Here is a 20,786-nt window from a genome sequence, read left to right on the forward strand (position 1 = left end):
TGTTGCGAGTTCCTCACACCGTTCGCGCGGTCCGCCGTGCCGAAGCGCAGCCGGTGCGCCGCGCTCGAACGCTCGGTGTGCTGCGCCGTGACGGCACGCGCGCGTTCGCCGTCGCCGCGGGCCACGGCGTCGACGATCGCGCCGTGCTCCGCCCAGGACTCCACGGGGTTGGCCGGTGCCTCCACGGCGTACATCCAGGCGATCTTGTGGCGCAGCTGGGTCAGCATCGAGGTCAGCGCGGGGCTGCCGGAGGCCTGGGCGAGCGTCTCGTGGAACCAGCCCCCCAGGGAGCGCAGATCCTCGCTGTTGCCCCTCCTGGCCCGCTCCTGGCCCAGTCTGACCAGGCCGCGCAGGACCTTGAGATGGGCGTCGGTGCGCCGCTGGGCGGCCCGGGCGGCGCCGAGCGGTTCCAGGAGCATGCGCATCTCCAGCAGGTCGGCGGCCTCCTGCTCGGTCGGTTCGGCCACGCACGCGCCCGCGTGCCGGCGCGTCACGACGAAGCCCTCGGCCTCCAGGGTGCGCAGGGCCTCGCGGACGGGGACGCGCGAGACCCCGTAACGGCGGGCCAGGAGTTCCTCGGTGAGCCGGCTGCCGCGCTCGTAGACACCCGCGACGATGTCGTCCCGGATCGCCGTGCATACCGAGTGCGCCGGAATACGCATGTCCGACCTCCGCCTTAATCCCCGTGAAACGCCGCCCAGTGGCGCCCGTTCCGTGACTCTATTGCAATGGGCCGGAATTTCCGACGGGGGGCCGGAATCCAGGGATATATTTTGGACAGCGGGGGCACGAAAACGACGAAAGCCCCGGCGTGGGGGCCGGGGCTCCGGAAGATCTCACGAGTTGTTGTCGCACGGTGGTCGGCTGCGGGTGCGTCGTGGCCGGTCGCGCAGTTCCCCGCGCCCCTTTCAGGGGCGTCACGCGCAGCGCCCCTTCAGGGGCGCTGGGGGTACCCCCGGCCGAAGGCTGGGGGAGGAGCCGCGCGAGGAACCCCCACGCACCCGCACCCGCACCGAGGCCACGTCGGCCCCAGCGCAGCCGACCGGCTCCGGTCAGACGTTCACACCGTGCTTGCGGAGGTAGGCGACCGGGTCGACGTCGGAGCCGTACTCGGGGGTCGTACGGGCTTCGAAGTGGAGGTGGGGACCGGTCGTGTTGCCGGTCGCGCCGGAGAGGCCGATCTGCTGGCCCGGGGTGACCTTCTGGCCCACCGAGACGCCTATGGACGAGAGGTGGCCGTACTGGGTGTACATGCCGTCGGCCATCTTGATGACGATCTCGTTGCCGTACGCCCCGCCCCAGCCGGTGGAGACGACCGTGCCGGTGCCGACCGCGTGCACGACCGTCCCGCTCGCGGCGTGGAAGTCGATGCCGGTGTGGGTACCGGAGGACCACAGGGAGCCGCCGGTCTTGTAGCCGGTGGAGACGTAGGAGTCGCTGATCGGCGCGACGAAGGTGTTGAGGCGCTTGCGCTCGGCCTCGCGGGCGGCACGTGCCTTGGCCGCGCGCTCCTTCCGGGCCTGCTCCGCGGCCTTCTTGCGGGCGGCCTCCTCGGCCGCCTTGCGCTCGGCGACCGCCTTCTGGACGGTGGCCTGGGCGTCGATCTGCTCGGCGACGGAGTCGCTGATGGTGATGACCGGGGTGAGGCCGGTCTGCTCCACGGAGTTCTCGGCGGCGAGCGCCGGGGCGGCGGAAGACGGTGCCGATGACACCCGTGGCGGTGAGGGCCGCGATACCGGCGGCCTGCGCGGTGGTGCGCTTCACCCGGCCGGGACGACGGTGCTTCCCGGAGGCGCACATGAACGCCATGTAGAGGCTGGTCCTTTCCTTCCCTCTCGCCTACCGGGTTAGCTGACGGGTTCGGAGCAGGAAGGTCTCCTACGGGCCCCCTCGCGACACGCGCGGGCGCCCGATTCACCCCAGGGACTGCGTGGGTCCCCGGCTCCCCTGGCTCGCGCCGTACGGGGACTCGGCGATGGCTGCCCGGTGCCGCGGACGCGGCGCGATGCCTGACGGACAGCCCGGAAGAACCTACGAAAGCCCGCCTTCAATGCTCAAACGGAACCTCGTTTTTGTCGCGCATCCCACAGGGCAGACAGGCAACCTCCGCCCCAATTCGGACATTCCAGAGCCCTGGTGACCGGGTGGTCACCAGGGCTCTGCACACGCGTGTGCCACTACTCGGCGGTGACGACCGTGACTTCGCCGATCCCGAGCGCCTCGACGGGCTCCTTGATCTGTGCCGCGTCCCCGACGAGGACGGTCACCAGGCGGTCCACCGGGAAGGCGTTCACGACCGCCGCGGTGGCCTCCACGGTGCCCGTGTTGGCGAGTTGCCGGTACAGCGTGGCCTGGAAGTCGTCGGGCAGGTACTGCTCGACCTGGTCGGCCAGGGTGCCGGCGACGGCCGCCGCCGTCTCGTACTTGAGCGGCGCCACCCCGACGAGGTTCTGCACGGCCACGTCGCGCTCGGCGTCCGTGAGGCCCTCGGCGGCGAGGGTGCGCAGCACCGTCCACAGGTCGGTCAGGGCCGGGCCGGTGTTCGGGGTGTCCACGGAGCCGCTGATGGCGAGCATCGAGGCGCCGCTGCCGTCGGGGGCGGAGCGCAGGACCTGTCCGAAGGAGCGGACGCCGTAGGTGTAGCCCTTCTCCTCGCGCAGGACGCGGTCCAGGCGGGAGGTGAGGGTGCCGCCCAGGCAGTAGGTGCCGAGCACCTGGGCGGGCCAGACGCGGTCGTGCCGGTCGGGGCCGACGCGGCCGATGAGCAGCTGGGTCTGGACGGCTCCGGGGCGGTCCACGATGACGACCCGGCCGGTGTCGTCGGCGGTCACCGGCGGGACCGGCCGGGGCTGCGCGGTGGAACCGCGCCAGGCGCCCAGGGTCTCGCCGAGCAGCTCGTCCAGGTCGATGCCGGTCAGGTCGCCGACGACGACCACGGTGGCCGTGGCGGGGCGGACGTGCCGGTCGTAGAACGCGCGGACGGCGGCCGCGTCGATCTTCTCGACGGTGTCCTCGCTGCCCTGGCGCGGACGGGACATCCGCGCGGTCGACGGGAACAGCTCCTTGTAGAGCTCCTTGGCGGCCCGGCGGCTGGGGTTGGCCAGCTCGTGCGGGATCTCGTCGAGGCGGTTGCGGACCAGTCGCTCGACCTCGCTCTCGGCGAAGGCGGGCGCCCTCAGGGCGTCGGAGAGCAGCCCGAGGCCCTTGGCGAGCCGGGAGGCGGGGACCTCCAGGCTGACGCGGACGCCGGGGTGGTCGGCGTGCGCGTCGAGGGTGGCGCCGGCCCGCTCCAGCTCGGCGGCGTACTCCTCGGCGGCGTGCTTGTCGGTGCCTTCGGAGAAGGCGCGCGCCATGATCGTGGCGACGCCGTCCAGGCCGGCCGGCTCGGCGTCCAGGGGCGCGTCCAGGAGCACCTCGACGGCGACGACCTGCTGGCCGGGGCGGTGGCAGCGCAGCACGGTCAGGCCGTTGTCCAGGGTGTGCCGCTGGGGGGCCGGGAAGGCCCAGGGCTTGGCCTCGCCCGGCTGCGGCTGGGGGTGGAAGTCCATGGTGGCGAGCTCGGTCACTTGGCCGTCTCCTCGTTCTCGTTGCCGGCCTCTACGGTCGCTTCCTGCTCCGGGTCCTCACCGCGCCCCGCCTCCTGGGTGTGCTCCGCGGACTCCGCGGACAGCGGCTCGTAGACGAGCACCGCGCGGTTGTCGGGGCGCAGGCGGGCCTTGGCGACCTCCTGGACCTCCTCCGGGGTGACCGTCAGGACGCGCTGGACGGCAGTCAGGGCGAGCTGCGGGTCGCCGAACAGGACGGCATAGCGGCACAGTTCGTCCGCGCGGCCCGCGACGGTGCCCAGCCGGTCCAGCCACTCGCGCTCCAACTGGGCCTGGGCGCGCTCCATCTCCTCGGGCGTCGGGCCCTCCTCGGCGAACCGGGCGAGCTCCTCGTCGATGGCGGCCTCGATGACCGGCACCTCGACGTCACCGGAGGTCTTCACGTCCAGCCAGCCCAGCGAGGGCGCCCCGGCGAGCCGCAGCAGGCCGAAGCCGGCCGCGACGGCCGTACGGTCCCGTCGCACCAGGCGGTTGTAGAGGCGGGAGGACTCGCCGCCGCCGAGGACGGTGAGGGCCAGGTCGGCCGCGTCGCTCACGCGCGTGCCGTCCTCCGGGAGCCGGTAGGCGGCCATCAGCGCCCGCGCGGGGACCTCCTCCACGACGACCTCGCGGAGCTGCTCGCCGATGATGTCGGGCAGCGAGCCGTCCCGCGGGGTGGGCTTGCCGTCGTGCGCCGGGATGGAGCCGAAGTACTTCTCGACCCAGGCGAGGGTCTGCTCCGGGTCGATGTCGCCGACCACGGAGAGCACCGCGTTGTTGGGCGCGTAGTAGGTGCGGAAGAACGCGCGCGCGTCCTCCAGGGTGGCCGCGTCCAGGTCCGCCATCGAGCCGATCGGCGTGTGGTGGTAGGGGTGGCCCTCGGGGTAGGCGAGCGCGGTCAGCTTCTCGAAGGCCGTGCCGTAGGGGACGTTGTCGTAGCGCTGGCGGCGCTCGTTCTTGACGACGTCGCGCTGGTTCTCCATCGACTCGTCGTCGAGGGCGGCGAGCAGGGAGCCCATGCGGTCGGCCTCCAGCCAGAGCGCGAGCTCCAGCTGGTGGGCCGGCATGGTCTCGAAGTAGTTGGTGCGCTCGAAGCTCGTGGTGCCGTTGAGCGAGCCGCCGGCGCCCTGGACGAGCTCGAAGTGGCCGTTGCCCTTCACCTGGGCGGAGCCCTGGAACATCAGGTGCTCGAAAAGGTGAGCCAGGCCGGTACGCCCCTTGACTTCGTGCCGGGAACCGACGTCGTACCAGAGGCAGACCGCCGCGACCGGGGTCAGGTGGTCCTCGGAGAGCACCACGCGCAGACCGTTGGCCAAGCGGTGCTCGGTCGCTGCCAGGCCCCCGGAGCCTGTCTCGGCCGTGGTCGTGTGACCCATGGGCATGTACGTCCCTTCGCTCGCGGAAGCGGTCCCGAACCGCGGTTTTTCTGCCGGTCCTGCCACTGTATGCAAGCGTGCGGGGACCCGGCGAAGTTCCCGCACGACGTACGCCCACAGCGGATCGCGTAGCCTGCGTCCCACCCGCCCTGTGACGGCTTCCGGCACCGGAGCGGGCCGCGGCGACCGGGCCCTGGCCCGGGTTGTCAGTGCCGCGGTCCACAATGGTCCGCGTCAGATCCGTTCACGCATGAGCAAGGAGCCGGCAGCGATGGCCCGCCGCAGCACGAAGACCCCGCCGCCCGACGACGCGTTCGAGGAGAGGATCCTCGACATCGACGTCGTGGACGAGATGCGCGGCTCCTACCTCGAGTACGCGTACTCGGTCATCTACTCGCGCGCCCTGCCGGACGCCCGCGACGGACTCAAGCCGGTGCACCGCCGGATCGTCTACCAGATGAACGAGATGGGGCTGCGCCCCGAGCGCGGCTATGTGAAGTGCGCGCGCGTGGTCGGCGAAGTGATGGGCAAGCTGCACCCGCACGGGGACTCGTCGATCTACGACGCGCTGGTGCGCATGGCCCAGCCGTTCTCGATGCGGGTCCCGCTGGTCGACGGCCACGGCAACTTCGGCTCGCTGGGCAACGACGACCCGCCGGCCGCCATGCGGTACACCGAGTGCCGGATGGCCGAGGCGACCAGTCTGATGACCGAGTCGATCGACGAGGACACGGTCGACTTCGCGCCCAACTACGACGGCCAGGAGCAGGAGCCGGTGGCGCTGCCCGCGGCGTTCCCGAACCTGCTGGTGAACGGCTCGTCGGGGATCGCGGTCGGCATGGCGACGAACATGCCGCCGCACAACCTCGGCGAGGTGATCGCGGCCGCCCGGCACCTGATCCGCTACCCGAACGCGGACCTGGACGCGCTGATGAAGTACGTCCCCGGCCCCGACCTGCCCACCGGCGGCCGGATCGTCGGTCTGGAGGGCGTCCGGGACGCGTACGAGACGGGCCGCGGCACCTTCAAGATCCGGGCCACGGTGGCGGTGGAGACGGTGACGGCCCGCCGCAAGGGCCTGGTCATCACCGAATTGCCCTTCACGGTCGGCCCCGAGAAGGTCATCGCCAAGATCAAGGACCTGGTCAACGCCAAGAAGCTGCAGGGCATCGCCGACGTCAAGGACCTCACCGACCGCGAGCACGGGCTGCGTCTGGTCGTCGAGATCAAGAACGGCTTCGTGCCGGAGGCGGTCCTGGAGCAGCTCTACAAGCTGACGCCGATGGAGGAGTCCTTCGGCATCAACAACGTGGCGCTGGTGGACGGCCAGCCGCTCACCCTGGGCCTCAAGGAACTCCTCGAGGTCTACCTGGACCACCGCTTCGACGTGGTCCGCCGGCGCAGCGAGTTCCGCCGCGGCAAGCGCCGCGACCGGCTGCACCTGGTGGAGGGCCTGCTCACTGCCCTCGTCGACATCGACGAGGTCATCCGGCTGATCCGCTCCAGCGAGAACAGCGCGCAGGCCAAGGAGCGCCTGATCGAGCGCTTCTCGCTGTCGGAGATCCAGACGCAGTACATCCTCGACACGCCTCTGCGCCGGCTCACCAAGTACGACCGCATCGAGCTGGAGGCGGAGAAGGAGAGGCTCACCGCGGAGATCGCCGAGCTGACCCGGATCCTGGAGTCGGACGCGGAGCTGCGCAAGCTGGTCTCGGCCGAGCTGGCCGCGGTGGCCAAGAAGTTCGGCACCGAGCGGCGCACGGTCCTGCTGGAGGCCTCGGGCGCCCCGGCGACCGTGGTGGAGCTCCAGGTGGCCGACGACCCGTGCCGGGTGCTGCTCTCCTCGACGGGCCTGCTGGCCCGCACGACGAACGGCGAGCCGTTCGCGGCGGACACCGACACCAAGCGGGCCAAGCACGACGTCATCGTCTCGGCGGTTCCCGCGACCGCGCGCGGTGAGGTCGGCGCGGTCACCTCGGCGGGCCGCCTGCTGCGCATCAACGTCGTCGACCTCCCGCAGCTCCCGGAGACGGCGACCGCCCCGAACCTCGCCGGCGGCGCGCCCCTGTCCGAGTTCCTCTCCCTGGAGGACGGCGAGACGGCGGTCTGCCTGACCACGCTGGACGAGTCCTCGCCGGGGCTCGCCCTCGGCACCGAGCAGGGCGTGGTCAAGCGCGTGGTCCCCGACTACCCGTCCAACAAGGGCGAGTTGGAGGTCATCACCCTCAAGGAGGGCGACCGGATCGTCGGCGCGGTGGAGCTGCGGACCGGCGAGGAGGACCTGGTCTTCATCACGGACGACGCGCAACTGCTGCGCTACCAGGCCTCCCAGGTGCGTCCGCAGGGCCGCCCGGCGGGCGGTATGGCGGGCATCAAGCTGACCGAGGGAGCGAAGGTCATCTCGTTCACGGCCGTCGACCCGGCCGCCGACGCGGTGGTCTTCACGGTGGCCGGCTCGCGCGGCACCCTCGACGACTCGGTGCAGACGACGGCCAAGCTGACCCCGTTCGACCAGTACCCCCGCAAGGGCCGGGCCACCGGCGGCGTGCGCTGCCAGCGGTTCCTGAAGGGCGAGGACTGCCTGTCCTTCGCCTGGGCGGGCCCGGTCCCGGCGAAGGCGGCCCAGAAGAACGGCACCCCGGTCGGCCTCCCGGAGATCGACCCGCGCCGGGACGGCTCCGGCGTGTCGCTGGCGAAGACGGTGTCGGTGGTGGCGGGCCCGGTCTAGGCCTCCCACCCGTCGTACCCGTCGTCGGGGCCCTCCGCCAGGCCCTGGACATAGCGCAGGACGCCCCACATGCCGTGCTCGTCGGCGTGCGGGGCGTCGTTCGTGCATGCCTCCAGCTCCTTGCGGAGTGCGGCCGCGTCGATGCCGGAGCCGATCAGCACGAGCTGCGTGAGCCGTTCCTCGCCGCGTCCCCAGGCCTCCGGGTAGAACCGCAGGAAGCGCCCCACGGCATGCACGGCGTACCGGTTGCCCGTGTCGTACGGCCCGAAGTCGACGTACCCCTTGATCCGGTAGAGCCCCTCGGGACGGCTGTCGAGGAAGGCCATCAGCCGACGGGGATCGAGGGGCAGCGCGGCGGCGAAGGACAGGCTGTCGTAGGCGGTGTGCAGGTGTCCCCCGTGCGCGCCGTCTCCGCCGTCGCCGCCGCCGTCGTCGTGGTCGTGCAGGTCGTCGAAGGACAGCTGTCCGATGCGCTCCGCGGTGGGCCGGCAGTCGAACAGGAACTCGGGGTCGACACGGCCGTAGGTCGCGGGGACGACGGCCGCCCCGCGGTCGCTGAGCGACCGCACCAGTCCGAGGACGCGCTCGCCGCCCTCCGCCGCCCGGTCGAGCTTGTTGACGACGACCAGGTCGGCCAGGGCGAGATGCCGGTCGATCTCGGGGTGCTTGGCGCGGGTGTCGTCGAACTCGGCGGCGTCGACGACCTCGACGAGGCCGCCGTAGACGATGCCCGGATGCTCGCTGGCGAGCAGCATCCGGACGAGTTCCCGGGGTTCGGCGAGACCGCTGGCCTCGATGACGATGACGTCGACACCGGTGCCGGGGCCCGCGAGCCGCTCCAGGTAGACGTCCAGTTCACTGGCGTCGACGGCACAGCACAGGCACCCGTTGCCGAGCGAGACGGTCGAGTCGCCGAGGGCGCCGGCCACGGCCATCGCGTCGATCTCGATGGCCCCGAAGTCGTTGACGATCGCCCCGATGCGGCTGCCTCCGCTGCGGTGCAGCAGGTGGTTGAGGAGCGTGGTCTTCCCGGACCCCAGGAATCCGGCGAGGACGACCACCGGGATCTGCCGGGGGGTGGGGTGGTGCTCCAACGGGGGCCTCTTTCGCGCGGGTGGGGTGGCGGGCCGGTCCAGGATAGGAAACGGCCGGGCCGGGCGTCGTGCCCCGTCGGCGCCGTCGGCCCGTCACCCACCCCCGTCGGCCCTGCCGCCCCCTGCCGCGTTCCGGCTACGCGGGGACGGCGCCGGCCGCCTCCGGCTTCGGCCCCACGTACCGTGCCACAGGCCGGATGATCTTCGAGTCGGTCGCCTGTTCCAGGATGTTGGCGCTCCAGCCGATCGCGCGGGCCGCCGCGAACGTCGGGGTGAACATCTCCCGGGGCAGGCCGCACAGTTCCATGACCACGCCCGCGTAGAACTCGACGTTGGTGTGGAGTTCGCGGCCGGGCTTCAGTTCGGCGAGTATGCGCTCCACATGGCGTTCGACCTCGACGGCGAACTCGACCCGGGGGCCGCCGAACTCCTGGGCGATCTCACGGAGCATGCGGGAACGCGGGTCCTCCGTACGGTAGACCGCGTGCCCGAAGCCCATCACGCGGTCACCGGCGAGGACCCGCTCGCGGATCCACGGGTCGATCCGGTCCGGCGTCGCGATCGCGTCCAGGGTGTCCAGGGCACGGCTGGGCGCACCCCCGTGCAGCGGCCCGGACAGGGCCCCGACGGCACCCACGAGGCAGGCCGCGACATCGGCGCCGGTCGACGCGATGACGCGTGCGGTGAACGTTGACGCATTGAATCCGTGATCAATGGTTGAGATCAGGTACTGCTCGACCGCACGCGTTCGCCGGGGGTCCGGTTCCGTGCCCGTCAGCATGTAGAGGTAGTTGGCCGCGTACGACAGGTCCTCGCGCGGTTCCACCGGGTCGAGCCCCTGCCCCAGCCGGTACAGCGCCGTGAGCAGCGTCGGTACGGCCGCGCAGGCGGCGACGGTGTCGGCCCGGCGCCGGTCCGCGTCGATGTCGTACACCGGCCGGAACCCCTTGGCCGCGCCGAGCAGCGAGAGGGCGGTGCGCAGCCCCGCCAGCGGGCCGGACGTGCCGCTCGCCGCGGCCACCGCGGGCAGGGCCGCCCGGACCTCGGCGGGCAGGCGCCGGAGCGCGGCGGTCTCGGCGGCGAAGGCGGCCGCACGCTCCGGGTCCGGCAGCTCGCCGTGGACGAGGAGGTGCCAGACGTCCTCGAAGCCGCGGGTACGGGCGAGTTCGACCGCCGAGTACTCGCGGTAGTGGTAGAAGCCCTCGCTCCCCCGGACGTCACCGACCTCGGTCTCCGTGACGACGACGCCGGCGAGCCCGCGCGGCACCTCGACAAGGGTCGACGCGGTTCTGTTGACGGACATGACGTGCCTCCGTGTTCCTCCCTGAAGATGACTCGACTCTCTATGATTGATTTGATCCATGTCAATGTTGATTAGATCAATATAGTGTCTTACAGGTCACTCGGCGCCCACGCGTCTCCATCAACATTGATCGGGTCAATCCACACCGCAGCGGCTACGGTGACGCCCATGCGCGATCAACACCCCGCTCCCGGCAGTCCCGCGCGGCGGCTGAGCACCAGGGAGACCGCCGAACTGCTCGGCGTGAAGCCCGAGACCGTGTACGCCTATGTGAGCCGGGGCCAGCTCAGCAGCAGACGCGAGCCCGGGGGCCGTGCCAGTACCTTCGACGCCGGGGAGGTGGCGGCGCTCGCCCGGCGCAACCGGCGGGAGGCCGCCGGGAGTCCGGGCTCCGGCGGTGACCTGTCGGTGCGCACCCGGATCACGCTGATCGACGAGGACCGGTACTTCTTCCGGGGTGTCGACGCCGCCGAACTCGCCGCTCACCACTCCTACGAGGAGGTGGCCGAGTGGCTGTGGACGGGCCGCATGACCCGGGGCGTGACCTTCACCGCTCCCGAGGCCACCCTGGCGGTCGCCCGCCGGGCCGTCGACGCACTGCCCGAGCACACCACACCCACCGACCGGCTGCGGGTGGCCACGATCGCCGCGGCCGCCGAGGACCCGCTGCGTTTCGACCTGTCCGAGCAGTCCGTCCTGGGCACCGCGCGCGTGCTCATCCCCACGCTCGTAGCCGCCCTCCCGGTGCGGCGCCGGCGGGGACACGACGACGGCCCGCTGGCCCACCGCCTGTGGCGCCGGCTGACCGGCGCCGACCCCGGTGACGCCGAACTGCGCGTGCTGGACACCGCGCTCGCGCTGCTCGTCGACCACGACCTGGCCGCCTCCACCCTCGCCGTCCGGGTCGCCGCCTCCGCCCGTGCGCACGCCTACGCGGCCGTTTCGGCAGGGCTCGGCGTGCTCGAAGGCCCCCTGCACGGCGCCTCCAGCGGTCTCGCCCACCGGCTGCTGCTCGACGTCCTCGACCAGGGCACCGCGGTCACGGTGATCGCGGACGAACTCCGCGCGGGCCGCCGCATCCCCGGCCTCGGCCACCGCCTCTACCAGGGCGAGGACCCACGCGCGCGGGTGCTCTTCGCACTGCTGGAGGAGGTGCCCCGCGCGGAGCCCGCCCTGCTCGCGGCCCGGGACATCGTCGCCACGACCGCCCGGCACACCCCGCTGCACGCCAACGTGGACCTGGCGCTCGCCGTGTTCACGGCCTCCTGCGGCATGCCGGCCACCGCGGGCGAGACGATCTTCGCCGTCGCCCGGACGGCGGGCTGGATCGCCCACGCCCTGGAGGAGTACGGCGAGCGCCCGCTGCGCATGCGCCCCAGCGGCCACTACGTCGGCCCGAAACCACCGCAGCCCCTGCCGGAATAGCGCCTTCGGTGCCCGCGCCGGAGTCCCGAACGGGCGAGGCCGGACGCCACCCGGGGCAAAGTCAGGTTAGGCTCACCTCTGTGAGTAGGTGCGCAACCGTCTCCAGGATGCTCGACGAGCCCGTTTCGGGTACCGCCGCCACCGCGACGACGTGGCTGCTGCTGGAACAGCCCGGCCCGTGGGGTCCCAAGGCGCTCACCTCGAGCCATCTGGACCCCGCCCTGGGCCGCGCCCTGGAGGCCGCCGCCCACGGGACCGGCGTACGGATCGCGCTCATCCGCCGCCCCGGCCGCCACGCGGACCCCGGCACCTCCGCCGTACGCCAGGTGTACGTCGCCCACACGGTCCCCGGCGCCGTCTGGCTGCACAGCGCCACCACCCGCGATCCGGCCCGCCTGCTCGGCCTGGACTTCGCCGCGCTCGGCGCGGGCGACCACCGTTCGTTCGGCGCGGTCCTCGGCGGCCGGCCGCACCCGGGCAGCCCGCTCGCCCTCGTCTGCACCAACGGCAGGCGCGACCGCTGCTGCGCCCTGCTGGGCCGCCCGCTCGCCGCCGAGCTGGCCGCGTCCGGGGTGGAGGGCACCTGGGAGGTCACCCATCTGGGTGGTCACCGCTTCTCGCCGACGGTGCTCGTCCTGCCGTACGGCTACGCGTACGGCCGCGCCGAGGCCCATGCCGTCAAGGAGGTCCTGCACGGCATCCACGAGGGCCGTGTGGTGCTGGAGGGGTGCCGCGGCTGCTCCGCCTGGGAACGCCCCGGCCAGGCGGCCGAACTGGCGGTGCGGGAGGCGGCGGACGAGTACCGGGCGGGCGTGCTGAGCGTCGTACGGACCGAGGGCGCGGCTCCGCGCTGGGAGGTCACCGTCGCCCACACCGACGGCCGCCGCTGGCGGGTGTGCGTGGCCCAGGGCGCCTCGCTGCCGCCGCGCCCGGAGAGCTGCGGGGTGTCGGTGCTGGGGTCGCCGGCCCGGATGGACGTGGTGTCGCTGCGGGAGCTGGGGACGGTGGCGGCGTGGGCGAGCTGACCCGGACTTTCCCAAGAACCGGTCAAGAGATCCACGCCACACCCTCTTAAGCACGGCGTACCCGCGCACGTACCGTCATGGGTATGAGCCCCACGCCCCCCGTGCGCCGTCTACGCCCCCGGCTGCCCCGGAAGGTGTTCTCCCAGGTCCTGTTGATGCAGCTGGCGATCGCCGCGGGGGTCGCGGTGCTCGCGACCGGGCTCTTCCTGGCACCGCTGAGCAAGCAGCTGGACCAGGAGGCGATGCGCAGGGCGCTGGCGATCGCCGAGACCACGGCCCAGGACCCGCAGGTCGCCGAGGGCGTGCTGACGACCCGGCCGACCTTCGACGGGCCGGTGCAGAAGGAGGCCGAGAAAATCCGGAAGGCCACCCGAGCCGAGTACATCGTGGTGATGGACCTGCGGGGATTCCGCTGGTCGCACCCCACGCCCTCGGAGATCGGCCAGCATGTCTCGACCAGTCCCAAGGAGGCGCTGGAGGGCAAGGAGGTCATGCAGATCGACGACGGCACACTGGGGCGCTCCGCACGCGGCAAGGTCCCGTTGTACGACTCCGGGCACCGGATCATCGGGGCGGTCTCCGTCGGCATCGCCTACGACAGCGTGCGGGCACGGCTGCTGAGCACGATCCCCGGGCTGTTCGCCTATGCCGGCGGCGCCCTCGCGGTCGGCGCGCTGGCCGCCTGGCTGATCTCCCGGAGGGTCCAGCGGCAGACCCGCGACCTGGCCTTCTCCGACATCTCGGCGCTGCTCGCGGAGCGCGAGGCGATGCTGCACGGCATCCGGGAGGGCGTCGTCGCCCTCGACCGCGGCGGCCGTGTCCGCCTGCTGAACGACGAAGCGCGGCGGCTGCTGGGCATCGGCGACGAGGCGATCGGCCGCTCCCCCGACGAGGCGCTAGGCGCCGGCCGTACCACCGACGTCCTGGCCGGCCGGGTGACCGGCACCGATCTGCTCACCGTGCGCGGCCAGCGGGTCCTGGTCGCCAACCGCATGCCCACCGACGACGGCGGCGCGGTGGCCACCCTGCGCGACCGCACCGAACTGGAGCAACTGGGCCGCGAACTCGACTCCACGCGCGGCCTGATCGACGCCCTGCGCGCCCAGGACCACGAGCACGCGAACCGCATGCACACCCTGCTCGGGCTGCTGGAACTGGAGATGTACGACGACGCCGTGGAGTTCGTCGGCGAGGTGGTCGGCGACCACCGGGTCACCGCCGAGCAGGTCACGGAGAAGATCCAGGACCCGCTGCTGGCCGCCCTGCTGGTCGGCAAGGCGACCGTCGCGGCCGAGCGCGGGGTCGCCCTGTGGGTGTCGGACCGCACCTGGCTCCCGGACCGGCTGATCGATCCCAGGGGGCTGGTCACGGTCGTGGGCAACCTGGTGGACAACGCGCTGGACGCGGTCGCCGGGACGCCGCACGCGCGCGTGGAGGTGGAGTTGTGCGCGGAGGGCCGCGCGGTCGTCCTCGGGGTGCGTGACACGGGGCCCGGGATCCCGGTGGAACAGCGGGAGCTGGTCTTCACGGACGGCTGGTCCACCAAGAAACCGCCCGCACACGGCAAGCGCGGCATCGGGCTCTCCCTGGTGCGCCGGCTCGCCGAACGGCAGGGCGGCAGCGCGACCGTGGGCGAACCGGAGGGCGGGGGCGCACAGTTCACGGTCGTGCTCCCGGAGGCGCTGACCGAGCCGGAGCCGGCGCTGGAGCCGGCGCTCACCCCGGCCGAGGAGGAGGCCCGATGATCGAGGTCCTGGTCGTGGACGACGACACCCGGGTCGCCCGGGTCAACGCCGCCTACGTCGAGAAGGTGCCCGGCTTCCACGTGGCCGGGGAGGCGCACAACGCGGCCGAGGCCCTGCACCGGCTGGAGACCCTGCCCCGCCTCGACCTCGTCCTGATGGACCACTATCTGCCCGACGACACGGGCCTCGCGGTGGTCCGGGAGATGCGCCGGCGCGGCCACCAGACCGACGTGATCATGGTGACGGCGGCCCGGGACGTGTCGACCGTGCAGGCGGCCATGCGCCACGGTGCCCTGCAGTACCTGGTCAAGCCGTTCGCGTTCGCCGGGCTGCGCGCCAAGCTGGAGGCGTACGGGCAGCTGCGGCGCACCCTGGACGGCGGCGGCGAGGCCGAACAGGCCGAGGTGGACCGCATCTTCGGCGCCCTGTCCGCGCCGTCCGAACCGGGGCTGCCCAAAGGTCACTCCCCCACCACCGCCGAGTTGGTGCGCCAGTCCCTGATGAGCGCGGAGGGCCCGCTGTCGGCCCAGGAGATCGCCGAGCGGACGGGCGTGAGCCGCCAGACCGCCCAGCGCTACCTGAAGCTCCTGGAACGCACCGGACGGGCCCGGCTCACCCTCAAGTACGGCGACGCGGGCCGCCCCGAACACCGTTACGTGTGGGCGACCCGCGGCTGAGGCTGTTACTTCGCGGCCTCGACGAACTCCGTGGTGTACGTCTTGCTCAGGTCGACATCGGCGTTCTGGATGTTCGTGTTGAACGCCTTGAGCACCTTCTCCACTGTCTCCGGTCCGTTCTCCGGCATCACCCCGTCGTCGGTGAACATCGGCAGCGTGCTCTTGATGGACTGCGTGTAGAGGGCCTTGTCGCCCTGGGCGTAGTCGGCGGGCATCTTGGCCGCGATCTCGTCGGCGCTGTGCGTGGACATCCACTTGAGCGTCTTGACGAACGCGTTGACCAGCTTCTGGACGGTGTCCTTGTGGCCGTTGACCCAGTCCGTCTGCATGTACAGGCTCGACGACGGGTAGGGCCCGCCGAGCGCCTTCTGCGATCCTTCCGGCGTGCGCATGTCCACCAGGACCTTGCCCGCCTTCTTGTCCAGGATCGTCGCGACGGTCGGGTCGGTCGTCATGCCGCCGTCGATGGAGCCCTGCTGGAGCGCCGAGATGAAGGTCGCGCCCGCACCTACGGCGACCGGCGAGAAGTCGCTGACCTTCACCCCGTTCTTGACGGCGAGGTACTTGGTGAGGAAGTCGGTCGACGAGCCGAGGCTGGTGATACCGAGCTTCTTGCCCTTGAAGTCCTTGGGCGAGGTGATGTCGCCGGCCGCCTTGGTGGAGACGACCTCCACCTCACCGGGAGCGCGCGAGAACTGCACGACGGACTCCACGGCCTTGCCCTTGGTCTGGAGGTCGAGCGTGTGGTCGTAGAAGCCGACCGTCCCCTGGACCTGCCCGGCGACGAGCGCCGTCTCGGCCTGGACGCCGGCCGGCTCGGTCAGCAGCTCCACGTTCAGGCCCTCGGCGTCGAAGTAGCCGAGCCGCTGGGTGAGCATGGCGGGCAGGTAGATGACCTTGTCCAGGCCACCGACCATGATCTTGACCTTCGTGCCCTTGCCGTCGCTCTTGCCGCCGGAGCCGGTGGAGGCGGTGCTCGCCGCGTCGTTGGCGCAGGCGGTGAGGGAGGAGAGGGCGAGCAGGCCGGCGGCGGCCAGGGTGCTGTATCTGGCGGACTTGCGCATGCGGTTCACGTCCTTGTGAGAGGGCGGTGCGGAGAGGAGCGGAAGAAGGGGGGTCAGCTGTCGGAGTCCGACGGCTTCCACCGGAAGATGCGGCGCTCGGCGAAGGTGAGCAGCCCTTCGGCGGCGAGCGCGACGACGGCGAGGATGACCATCGCGGCATACACACCGGCCGCGTTGAAGGTGCCCTGCGACTGCGCGACGAGCAGGCCGATGCCCTTGGTGGCGCCGATGTACTCGCCGACGATGGCGCCGATCAGGGCGAAGCCGAAGCTGACGTGGAGGCTGGTGAAGATCCACGAGGTGGCCGACGGGATGACGACCTGGAGGGTCACCCTGCGGTCGCTCGCGCCGAGGATCCGGGCGTTGGCGACCAGGTTGCGGTCGACCTCGCGGGCGCCCTGGAAGGCGTTGAAGAACACCGGGAAGAACACCAGCACGACCGCCGAGGCGACCTTGGAGGAGGCGCCGAGCCCGAACCAGATCACGAAGATCGGGGCGAGCACGATCCTGGGGATCGAGTTGAGCACCTTGATGTAGGGGCCGAGGACGTCGGCCAGGAAGGCGATCCGCCCGAGGGCGATGCCGAAGACCACACCCGCGACGACCCCGATGACCCAGCCGAGCAGCGCCTCGTAGAGCGTGTACCAGATCTGCTCGCCCAGGGAGCCGAGCGCGGTGCCGTGGGTCAGCCAGGTCCAGATCTGGTCCCAGATCTTCGACGGCATCGAGAAGTTGAACGGGTCGATGACCTCGGCCCGGGACAGAACCTCCCACAGGCCGAGGACGGCCACCAGGAGCAGCACGCGTACGGCGAACACGATCGCCTTGCGTCTGCGGGCGGCCTGCGCCCTGGACCGGGCACGGTCCGGGCTGGTCTTCACCGCGTCGGCGACGGGTGAGCTGAGGACCTCAGGCGACATGGGCGGCACCCCTCTCACGGGTGATGCGGACCTCTTCGCCGAGGGACTCCCAGATCTCGCGGTAGATCTCGATGAACCGCGGCTCCAGACGCACCGACTCGACCTTGCGGGGGCGGGGCAGGTCGATCTCGAAGACCTGCTTCACCGTCGCGGGCCCGGCGGTCATGACGACGACCTTGTCGGCCAGGGCGATGGACTCCTCCAGGTCGTGGGTGACGAAGACGACCGAGGCGCCCGTGCCCTCCCACAGCTCGAGGAGCTCGTCCGACATCAGGGCCCGGGTCTGCACGTCGAGCGCGGAGAACGGCTCGTCCATGAGCAGGATCTCGGGGTCGTTGACGAAGGTCGCGGCGAGCGCCACGCGCTTGCGCTGACCGCCGGAGAGCTGGTGCGGGTAACGGTCCTCGAAGGCGGCGAGTCCGACCTTGGCCAGCCAGGCGCGCGCCTTCTCCTTCGCCTCCGCCTTGGGCACGCCCCGGAAGCGGGGGCCGGACATCACGTTGGAGAGCACGGTCCGCCAGGGGAAGGTGGCGTCCTGCTGGAAGACGAAGCCGACCTTGTCGCCGACGCCGGCGACCGGCTCACCGGCCACCAGCACCTCGCCCTCGCTGGGTTCCTCCAGCCCGCTGACCAGGGTCAGCGTGGTGGACTTGCCACAACCCGTCGGCCCTACGACGGCCACGAACTCACCACGCCCCACGGTGAGGTCGAGGTCGCGGACAGCCGTGTGCAGACCCCCCGACGGGGTCTTGAAGATCTTGCTTGCGCCCCGCAGCTCGATGGCGGGGCTGGTGTCTGCGCTCATGGGCCGGGACGGTAGGTGTGACCCGGACCACGACAGCAGTCTTCTGGGCGCAAGCCGTTCTTTTGCTCGCAAGCCCCTGTTGTGCTCTTTTTGCTCGCGCTACAACTGCGGAGCCGAAACACGGGCTTAACGCTCGCCGGCCTTGAAGGAGAGGCCTGATGATTGACGTCCTGGTGGTCGACGACGACTTCCGCGTCGCTGAGATAAACGCCAAGTACGTGGGGAAGGTTCCCGGCTTCCGGGTGGCCGCCCGCGCCCACAGCGCTGCCCAGGCCCTGGCCGCCGTGGGCCGCGGCACCATCGACCTGGTCCTGCTGGACCACTACCTGCCGGACCAGACCGGCCTCGAACTCGTCCACCGCATGCGGGAACAGGGCCACGGCACCGACGTCATCATGATCACGGCGGCCAGCGATGTGACCACCGTCCAGAAGGCGATGCGCCTGGGCGCCCTGCACTACCTGGTCAAGCCGTTCACGTTCGCGGCCCTGCGCGCCCGCCTGGACTCCTACGCGGCCCTGCGCCGTACCGTCGACCGGGTCGGCGGCCGGGGGCTGACGGGCCAGGAGCAGGTCGACCGGATCTTCGGCGCCCTGCGCACCTCACCGGCGCCGTCCGCGCCCGGCCTGCCCAGCGGCCACTCCGAGCCCACCACGGACCTCATCTGCGGCGTCCTGCACCGCGCCGACCATCCGCTCTCCGCCCACGAGGTCGCCGCCGAGACCGGCCTCAGCCGCTCCACCGCCCAGCGCTACCTCCGCCACCTGGAACAGGCCGGCCGTCTGCGCCTCTCCCTCAAGTACGGCGACACCGGCCGCCCGGAGCACCGCTACGCCTGGGTGGCGCCGTAGCCGCTGCAGGGCGCTCTATACGGCCCCCGCCCCCGTCAGCGACCGCACCTCGGTCTCCGCGTGCCTGGCCTCGTCAGGGACCTCGTCCGAGGTGACCGTGCCGAGCCAGCCGGCCAGGAAGCCGAGCGGGACGGAGACGATCCCCGGGTTCTGCAACGGGAAGTACTGGAAGTCCACCCCCGGGAACAGCGCGCCCGGGCTCCCGGACACCACCGGGGAGAGCACGACCAGCCCCAGCGCGGACACGAGCCCGCCGTATACGGCCCACACGGCGCCGCGGGTCGTGAAGTTCCGCCAGAACAGCGAGTAGAGCAGCACCGGCAGGTTGGCCGAGGCCGCCACCGCGAAGGCGAGCCCCACGAGGAAGGCGACGTTCATGTCACGGGCCAGCAGGCCGAGGGCGATCGCCACGACACCGATGCCGACCGCCGCCGCGCGCGCCACCCCGACCTCGCTGCGCTGCCTGGCATGCGGTCTGCGCAGGGAGGCGTAGAGGTCGTGGGCGACGGACGCCGAGGAGGCGAGGGTGATCCCCGCGACCACGGCGAGGATCGTCGCGAAGGCGACGGCGGCGACCACCGCGAACAGAACCGTTCCACCTGTGGAGTCCGCGCCGCCGCCCAGATCGAGCGCCAGCAGCGGAACCGCCGTGTTCCCCGCCTCGTTCGACGCCCGCACCGCGTCGGGCCCGACCAGGGCCGCCGCCCCGAAGCCGAGCACGATCGCCATCAGGTAGAAACCTCCGATCAGGCCGATCGACCAGACCACCGAACGCCGCGCCGCCCGCGCGGTCGGCACCGTGTAGAAGCGGGACAGGATGTGCGGCAGGCCCGCCGTGCCGAGCACCAGCGCCAGCCCCAGGCTGATGAAGTCCAGCCGCGCGCTCCAGCTCCCGCCGTACTTGAGTCCCGGCACCAGGAACGCCTTCCCGTGCCCACTGCGCTCGGCGGCCGTGAGCAGCAGCCGGTCGATGTCGCCGTGGAAGCGCAGCAGCACCAGCACGGTCAGCACCACCGTCCCGCTCAGCAGCAGGACCGCCTTCACGATCTGGATCCACGTGGTGGCCCGCATCCCGCCGAGCGACACATAGATCACCATCAGCGCGCCGACCCCGATGACCGTCCACGCCTGCGCCGCCCCGCCGGTCCGCCCGAGCAGGAGCGCGACCAGACTGCCCGCCCCCACCATTTGCGCCACCAAATAGAGAACGGACACGGTGACCGACGACGTCCCCACCGCGATCCGCGCCGGCCGCTCGCTCATGCGCGCCGCGACCACGTCGGCCAGGGTGAACCGTCCGCAGTTGCGCACCAGTTCGGCCACGAGGAACAGCACGACGAGCCACGCCACCAGGAACCCGACCACGTACAGCAGCCCGTCGTAGCCGAACAGCGCGATCAGCCCGGTCACGCCGAGGAAGGAGGCCGCCGACATGTAGTCGCCCGCGATGGCAAAACCATTCTCCATCGGGGAGAACAGCCGCCCGCCGGCATAGAACTCCTCCGCCGAACCGTGCCGCCTCCGGCTCACCCACGTCGTGATCCCGAGCGTCACGGCGACGAACGCGCTGAACAGCAGCAGCGCCAGCGTCTCGTGCCGCCCCGTCATGACGCGTCACCCCGGGCACCCCGGGCCAGCTCCTGGGTGTCCCAGCGCAGCTCCAGCGCGGCACGGTCCCTGCGCAACCGCGCGTGCCGGGCGTAGGCCCAGGTGAGCAGGAACGTGCTGAGGAACTGCCCGAGCCCCGCCACCATCGCCACGTTCACCGCTCCGGCGACGGGCCGCGCCATCAGCCCGGGCGCCGTCGTCGCGGTCACCACGTACCCCACGTACCAGATGAGGAAGACGGCGACCCCGGGCATCACGAACCTCCGATAGCGACTGCGCACCTCCTGGAAGGCCGCGCTGCGCTGCACCTCCAGATAGACGTCACGGGCGCGAACAGCCGCCCCGTCCCACTCCGTGCGCGCGCCGGGAACCGACGGCACCGGCTCCCCGGTGCCGTCCGGCTCTCCCCAGCCGGAGGCCAGTGCGTCGTACCAGGGGTCCTCGTACCCGGCTTCTCGGGAGGCCGTGCCGTACTCACCCTGATCCTCGCGCCGCCCCGCCGAACTCTCGGAGCCGCCCCCGCCGTCGCCGTGACGCCCGTTGCTTGACTGCATGCCCAAGGATGGACAGATCGGGAACAT

At 71.7% G+C, this 20,786-nt stretch carries 16 protein-coding genes, 1 pseudogene and 1 riboswitch; of the genes and pseudogenes, 6 read left to right on the forward strand and 11 right to left on the reverse strand.

Annotated elements, in window-relative coordinates; genetic code table 11:
- From JF597_RS46095 to JF597_RS46110, 4 genes and pseudogenes are all read right to left on the reverse strand, one after another.
- The coding region (locus JF597_RS46095) for a GntR family transcriptional regulator (protein WP_294011123.1) at positions 1-662 on the reverse strand (662 nt) is incomplete at its 3' end.
- A gap of 390 nt (positions 663-1,052) precedes the next feature.
- Positions 1,053-1,809, reverse strand: a pseudogene (locus JF597_RS46100) (M23 family metallopeptidase).
- Between the two features lie 12 nt (positions 1,810-1,821).
- A riboswitch (cyclic di-AMP (ydaO/yuaA leader) is annotated at positions 1,822-1,985 on the reverse strand.
- A gap of 192 nt (positions 1,986-2,177) precedes the next feature.
- Positions 2,178-3,566 (reverse strand): pitrilysin family protein, encoded by a 1,389-nt coding sequence (locus JF597_RS46105; protein WP_294011125.1) that lies wholly within the window; start codon positions 3,564-3,566, stop codon positions 2,178-2,180.
- A complete protein-coding gene (locus tag JF597_RS46110; RefSeq protein ID WP_294011127.1) occupies positions 3,563-4,966 on the reverse strand; it encodes a pitrilysin family protein in 1,404 nt (467 codons plus the stop codon). The genes JF597_RS46105 and JF597_RS46110 overlap by 4 nt, the downstream gene beginning before the upstream one ends.
- Before the next feature lie 265 nt (positions 4,967-5,231).
- On the opposite strand from JF597_RS46110, the gene JF597_RS46115 reads away from it, so the two are divergent.
- Complete coding sequence (locus tag JF597_RS46115) at positions 5,232-7,688, forward strand: DNA topoisomerase IV subunit A (RefSeq protein ID WP_294011129.1); 2,457 nt, start codon at positions 5,232-5,234, stop codon at positions 7,686-7,688.
- Here the strand turns inward: JF597_RS46115 and JF597_RS46120 are convergent.
- The gene (locus JF597_RS46120; RefSeq protein WP_294011131.1) at positions 7,685-8,782 is read right to left on the reverse strand and encodes a CobW family GTP-binding protein; all 1,098 of its coding nucleotides are present in this window, start codon (positions 8,780-8,782) and stop codon (positions 7,685-7,687) included. The two genes, JF597_RS46115 and JF597_RS46120, sit on opposite strands and share 4 nt — an antisense overlap.
- Before the next feature lie 136 nt (positions 8,783-8,918).
- Positions 8,919-10,085 (reverse strand): citrate synthase/methylcitrate synthase, encoded by a 1,167-nt coding sequence (locus JF597_RS46125; protein ID WP_294011133.1) that lies wholly within the window; start codon positions 10,083-10,085, stop codon positions 8,919-8,921.
- Positions 10,086-10,253: 168 nt separating this feature from the next.
- Here JF597_RS46125 and JF597_RS46130 point away from each other — a divergent pair, with 168 nt between their 5' ends.
- The 4 genes from JF597_RS46130 to JF597_RS46145 all read left to right on the forward strand — a co-directional run bounded on the left by JF597_RS46130 (position 10,254) and on the right by JF597_RS46145 (position 14,957).
- Positions 10,254-11,510 (forward strand): citrate synthase, encoded by a 1,257-nt coding sequence (locus JF597_RS46130; RefSeq protein WP_294011135.1) that lies wholly within the window; start codon positions 10,254-10,256, stop codon positions 11,508-11,510.
- An 80-nt stretch (positions 11,511-11,590) separates the two neighbouring features.
- The gene (locus JF597_RS46135; RefSeq protein WP_294011137.1) at positions 11,591-12,535 is read left to right on the forward strand and encodes a sucrase/ferredoxin-like family protein; all 945 of its coding nucleotides are present in this window, start codon (positions 11,591-11,593) and stop codon (positions 12,533-12,535) included.
- A gap of 83 nt (positions 12,536-12,618) precedes the next feature.
- On the forward strand, positions 12,619-14,280 hold the full coding sequence (locus JF597_RS46140; protein ID WP_294011139.1) for a sensor histidine kinase: 1,662 nt from the start codon (positions 12,619-12,621) through the stop codon (positions 14,278-14,280).
- A complete protein-coding gene (locus JF597_RS46145; protein WP_294011141.1) occupies positions 14,277-14,957 on the forward strand; it encodes a response regulator in 681 nt (226 codons plus the stop codon). Before JF597_RS46140 ends, JF597_RS46145 begins: the two co-directional genes overlap by 4 nt.
- A gap of 5 nt (positions 14,958-14,962) precedes the next feature.
- On the opposite strand, the gene JF597_RS46150 is transcribed toward JF597_RS46145, so the two are convergent.
- Genes JF597_RS46150 through JF597_RS46160 form a run of 3 tightly spaced genes read right to left on the reverse strand, consistent with a single transcriptional unit; the run spans position 14,963 to position 17,746 of the window.
- A complete protein-coding gene (locus JF597_RS46150) occupies positions 14,963-16,021 on the reverse strand; it encodes an ABC transporter substrate-binding protein (RefSeq protein WP_294011143.1) in 1,059 nt (352 codons plus the stop codon).
- A gap of 53 nt (positions 16,022-16,074) precedes the next feature.
- Positions 16,075-16,941, reverse strand: a complete 867-nt coding sequence (locus tag JF597_RS46155; RefSeq protein ID WP_294011145.1) for an ABC transporter permease — start codon at positions 16,939-16,941, stop codon at positions 16,075-16,077.
- Entirely contained in the window at positions 16,931-17,746 is an 816-nt protein-coding gene (locus tag JF597_RS46160; RefSeq protein WP_294011147.1) for an ABC transporter ATP-binding protein, read from the reverse strand. Before JF597_RS46160 ends, JF597_RS46155 begins: the two co-directional genes overlap by 11 nt.
- Positions 17,747-17,904: 158 nt before the next feature.
- On the opposite strand from JF597_RS46160, the gene JF597_RS46165 reads away from it, so the two are divergent.
- Positions 17,905-18,597, forward strand: a complete 693-nt coding sequence (locus JF597_RS46165; RefSeq protein ID WP_294011149.1) for a response regulator — start codon at positions 17,905-17,907, stop codon at positions 18,595-18,597.
- A gap of 15 nt (positions 18,598-18,612) precedes the next feature.
- Here the strand turns inward: JF597_RS46165 and JF597_RS46170 are convergent, their stop codons facing one another.
- A complete protein-coding gene (locus JF597_RS46170) occupies positions 18,613-20,205 on the reverse strand; it encodes a cation acetate symporter (RefSeq protein WP_294011151.1) in 1,593 nt (530 codons plus the stop codon).
- Positions 20,202-20,759, reverse strand: a complete 558-nt coding sequence (locus JF597_RS46175) for a DUF485 domain-containing protein (RefSeq protein WP_294011153.1) — start codon at positions 20,757-20,759, stop codon at positions 20,202-20,204. The genes JF597_RS46170 and JF597_RS46175 overlap by 4 nt, the downstream gene beginning before the upstream one ends.
- Positions 20,760-20,786: the final 27 nt, after the last annotated feature.

This window comes from Streptomyces sp., assembly GCF_019510245.1.
Taxonomy (GTDB): Bacteria; Actinomycetota; Actinomycetes; order Streptomycetales; family Streptomycetaceae; genus Streptomyces.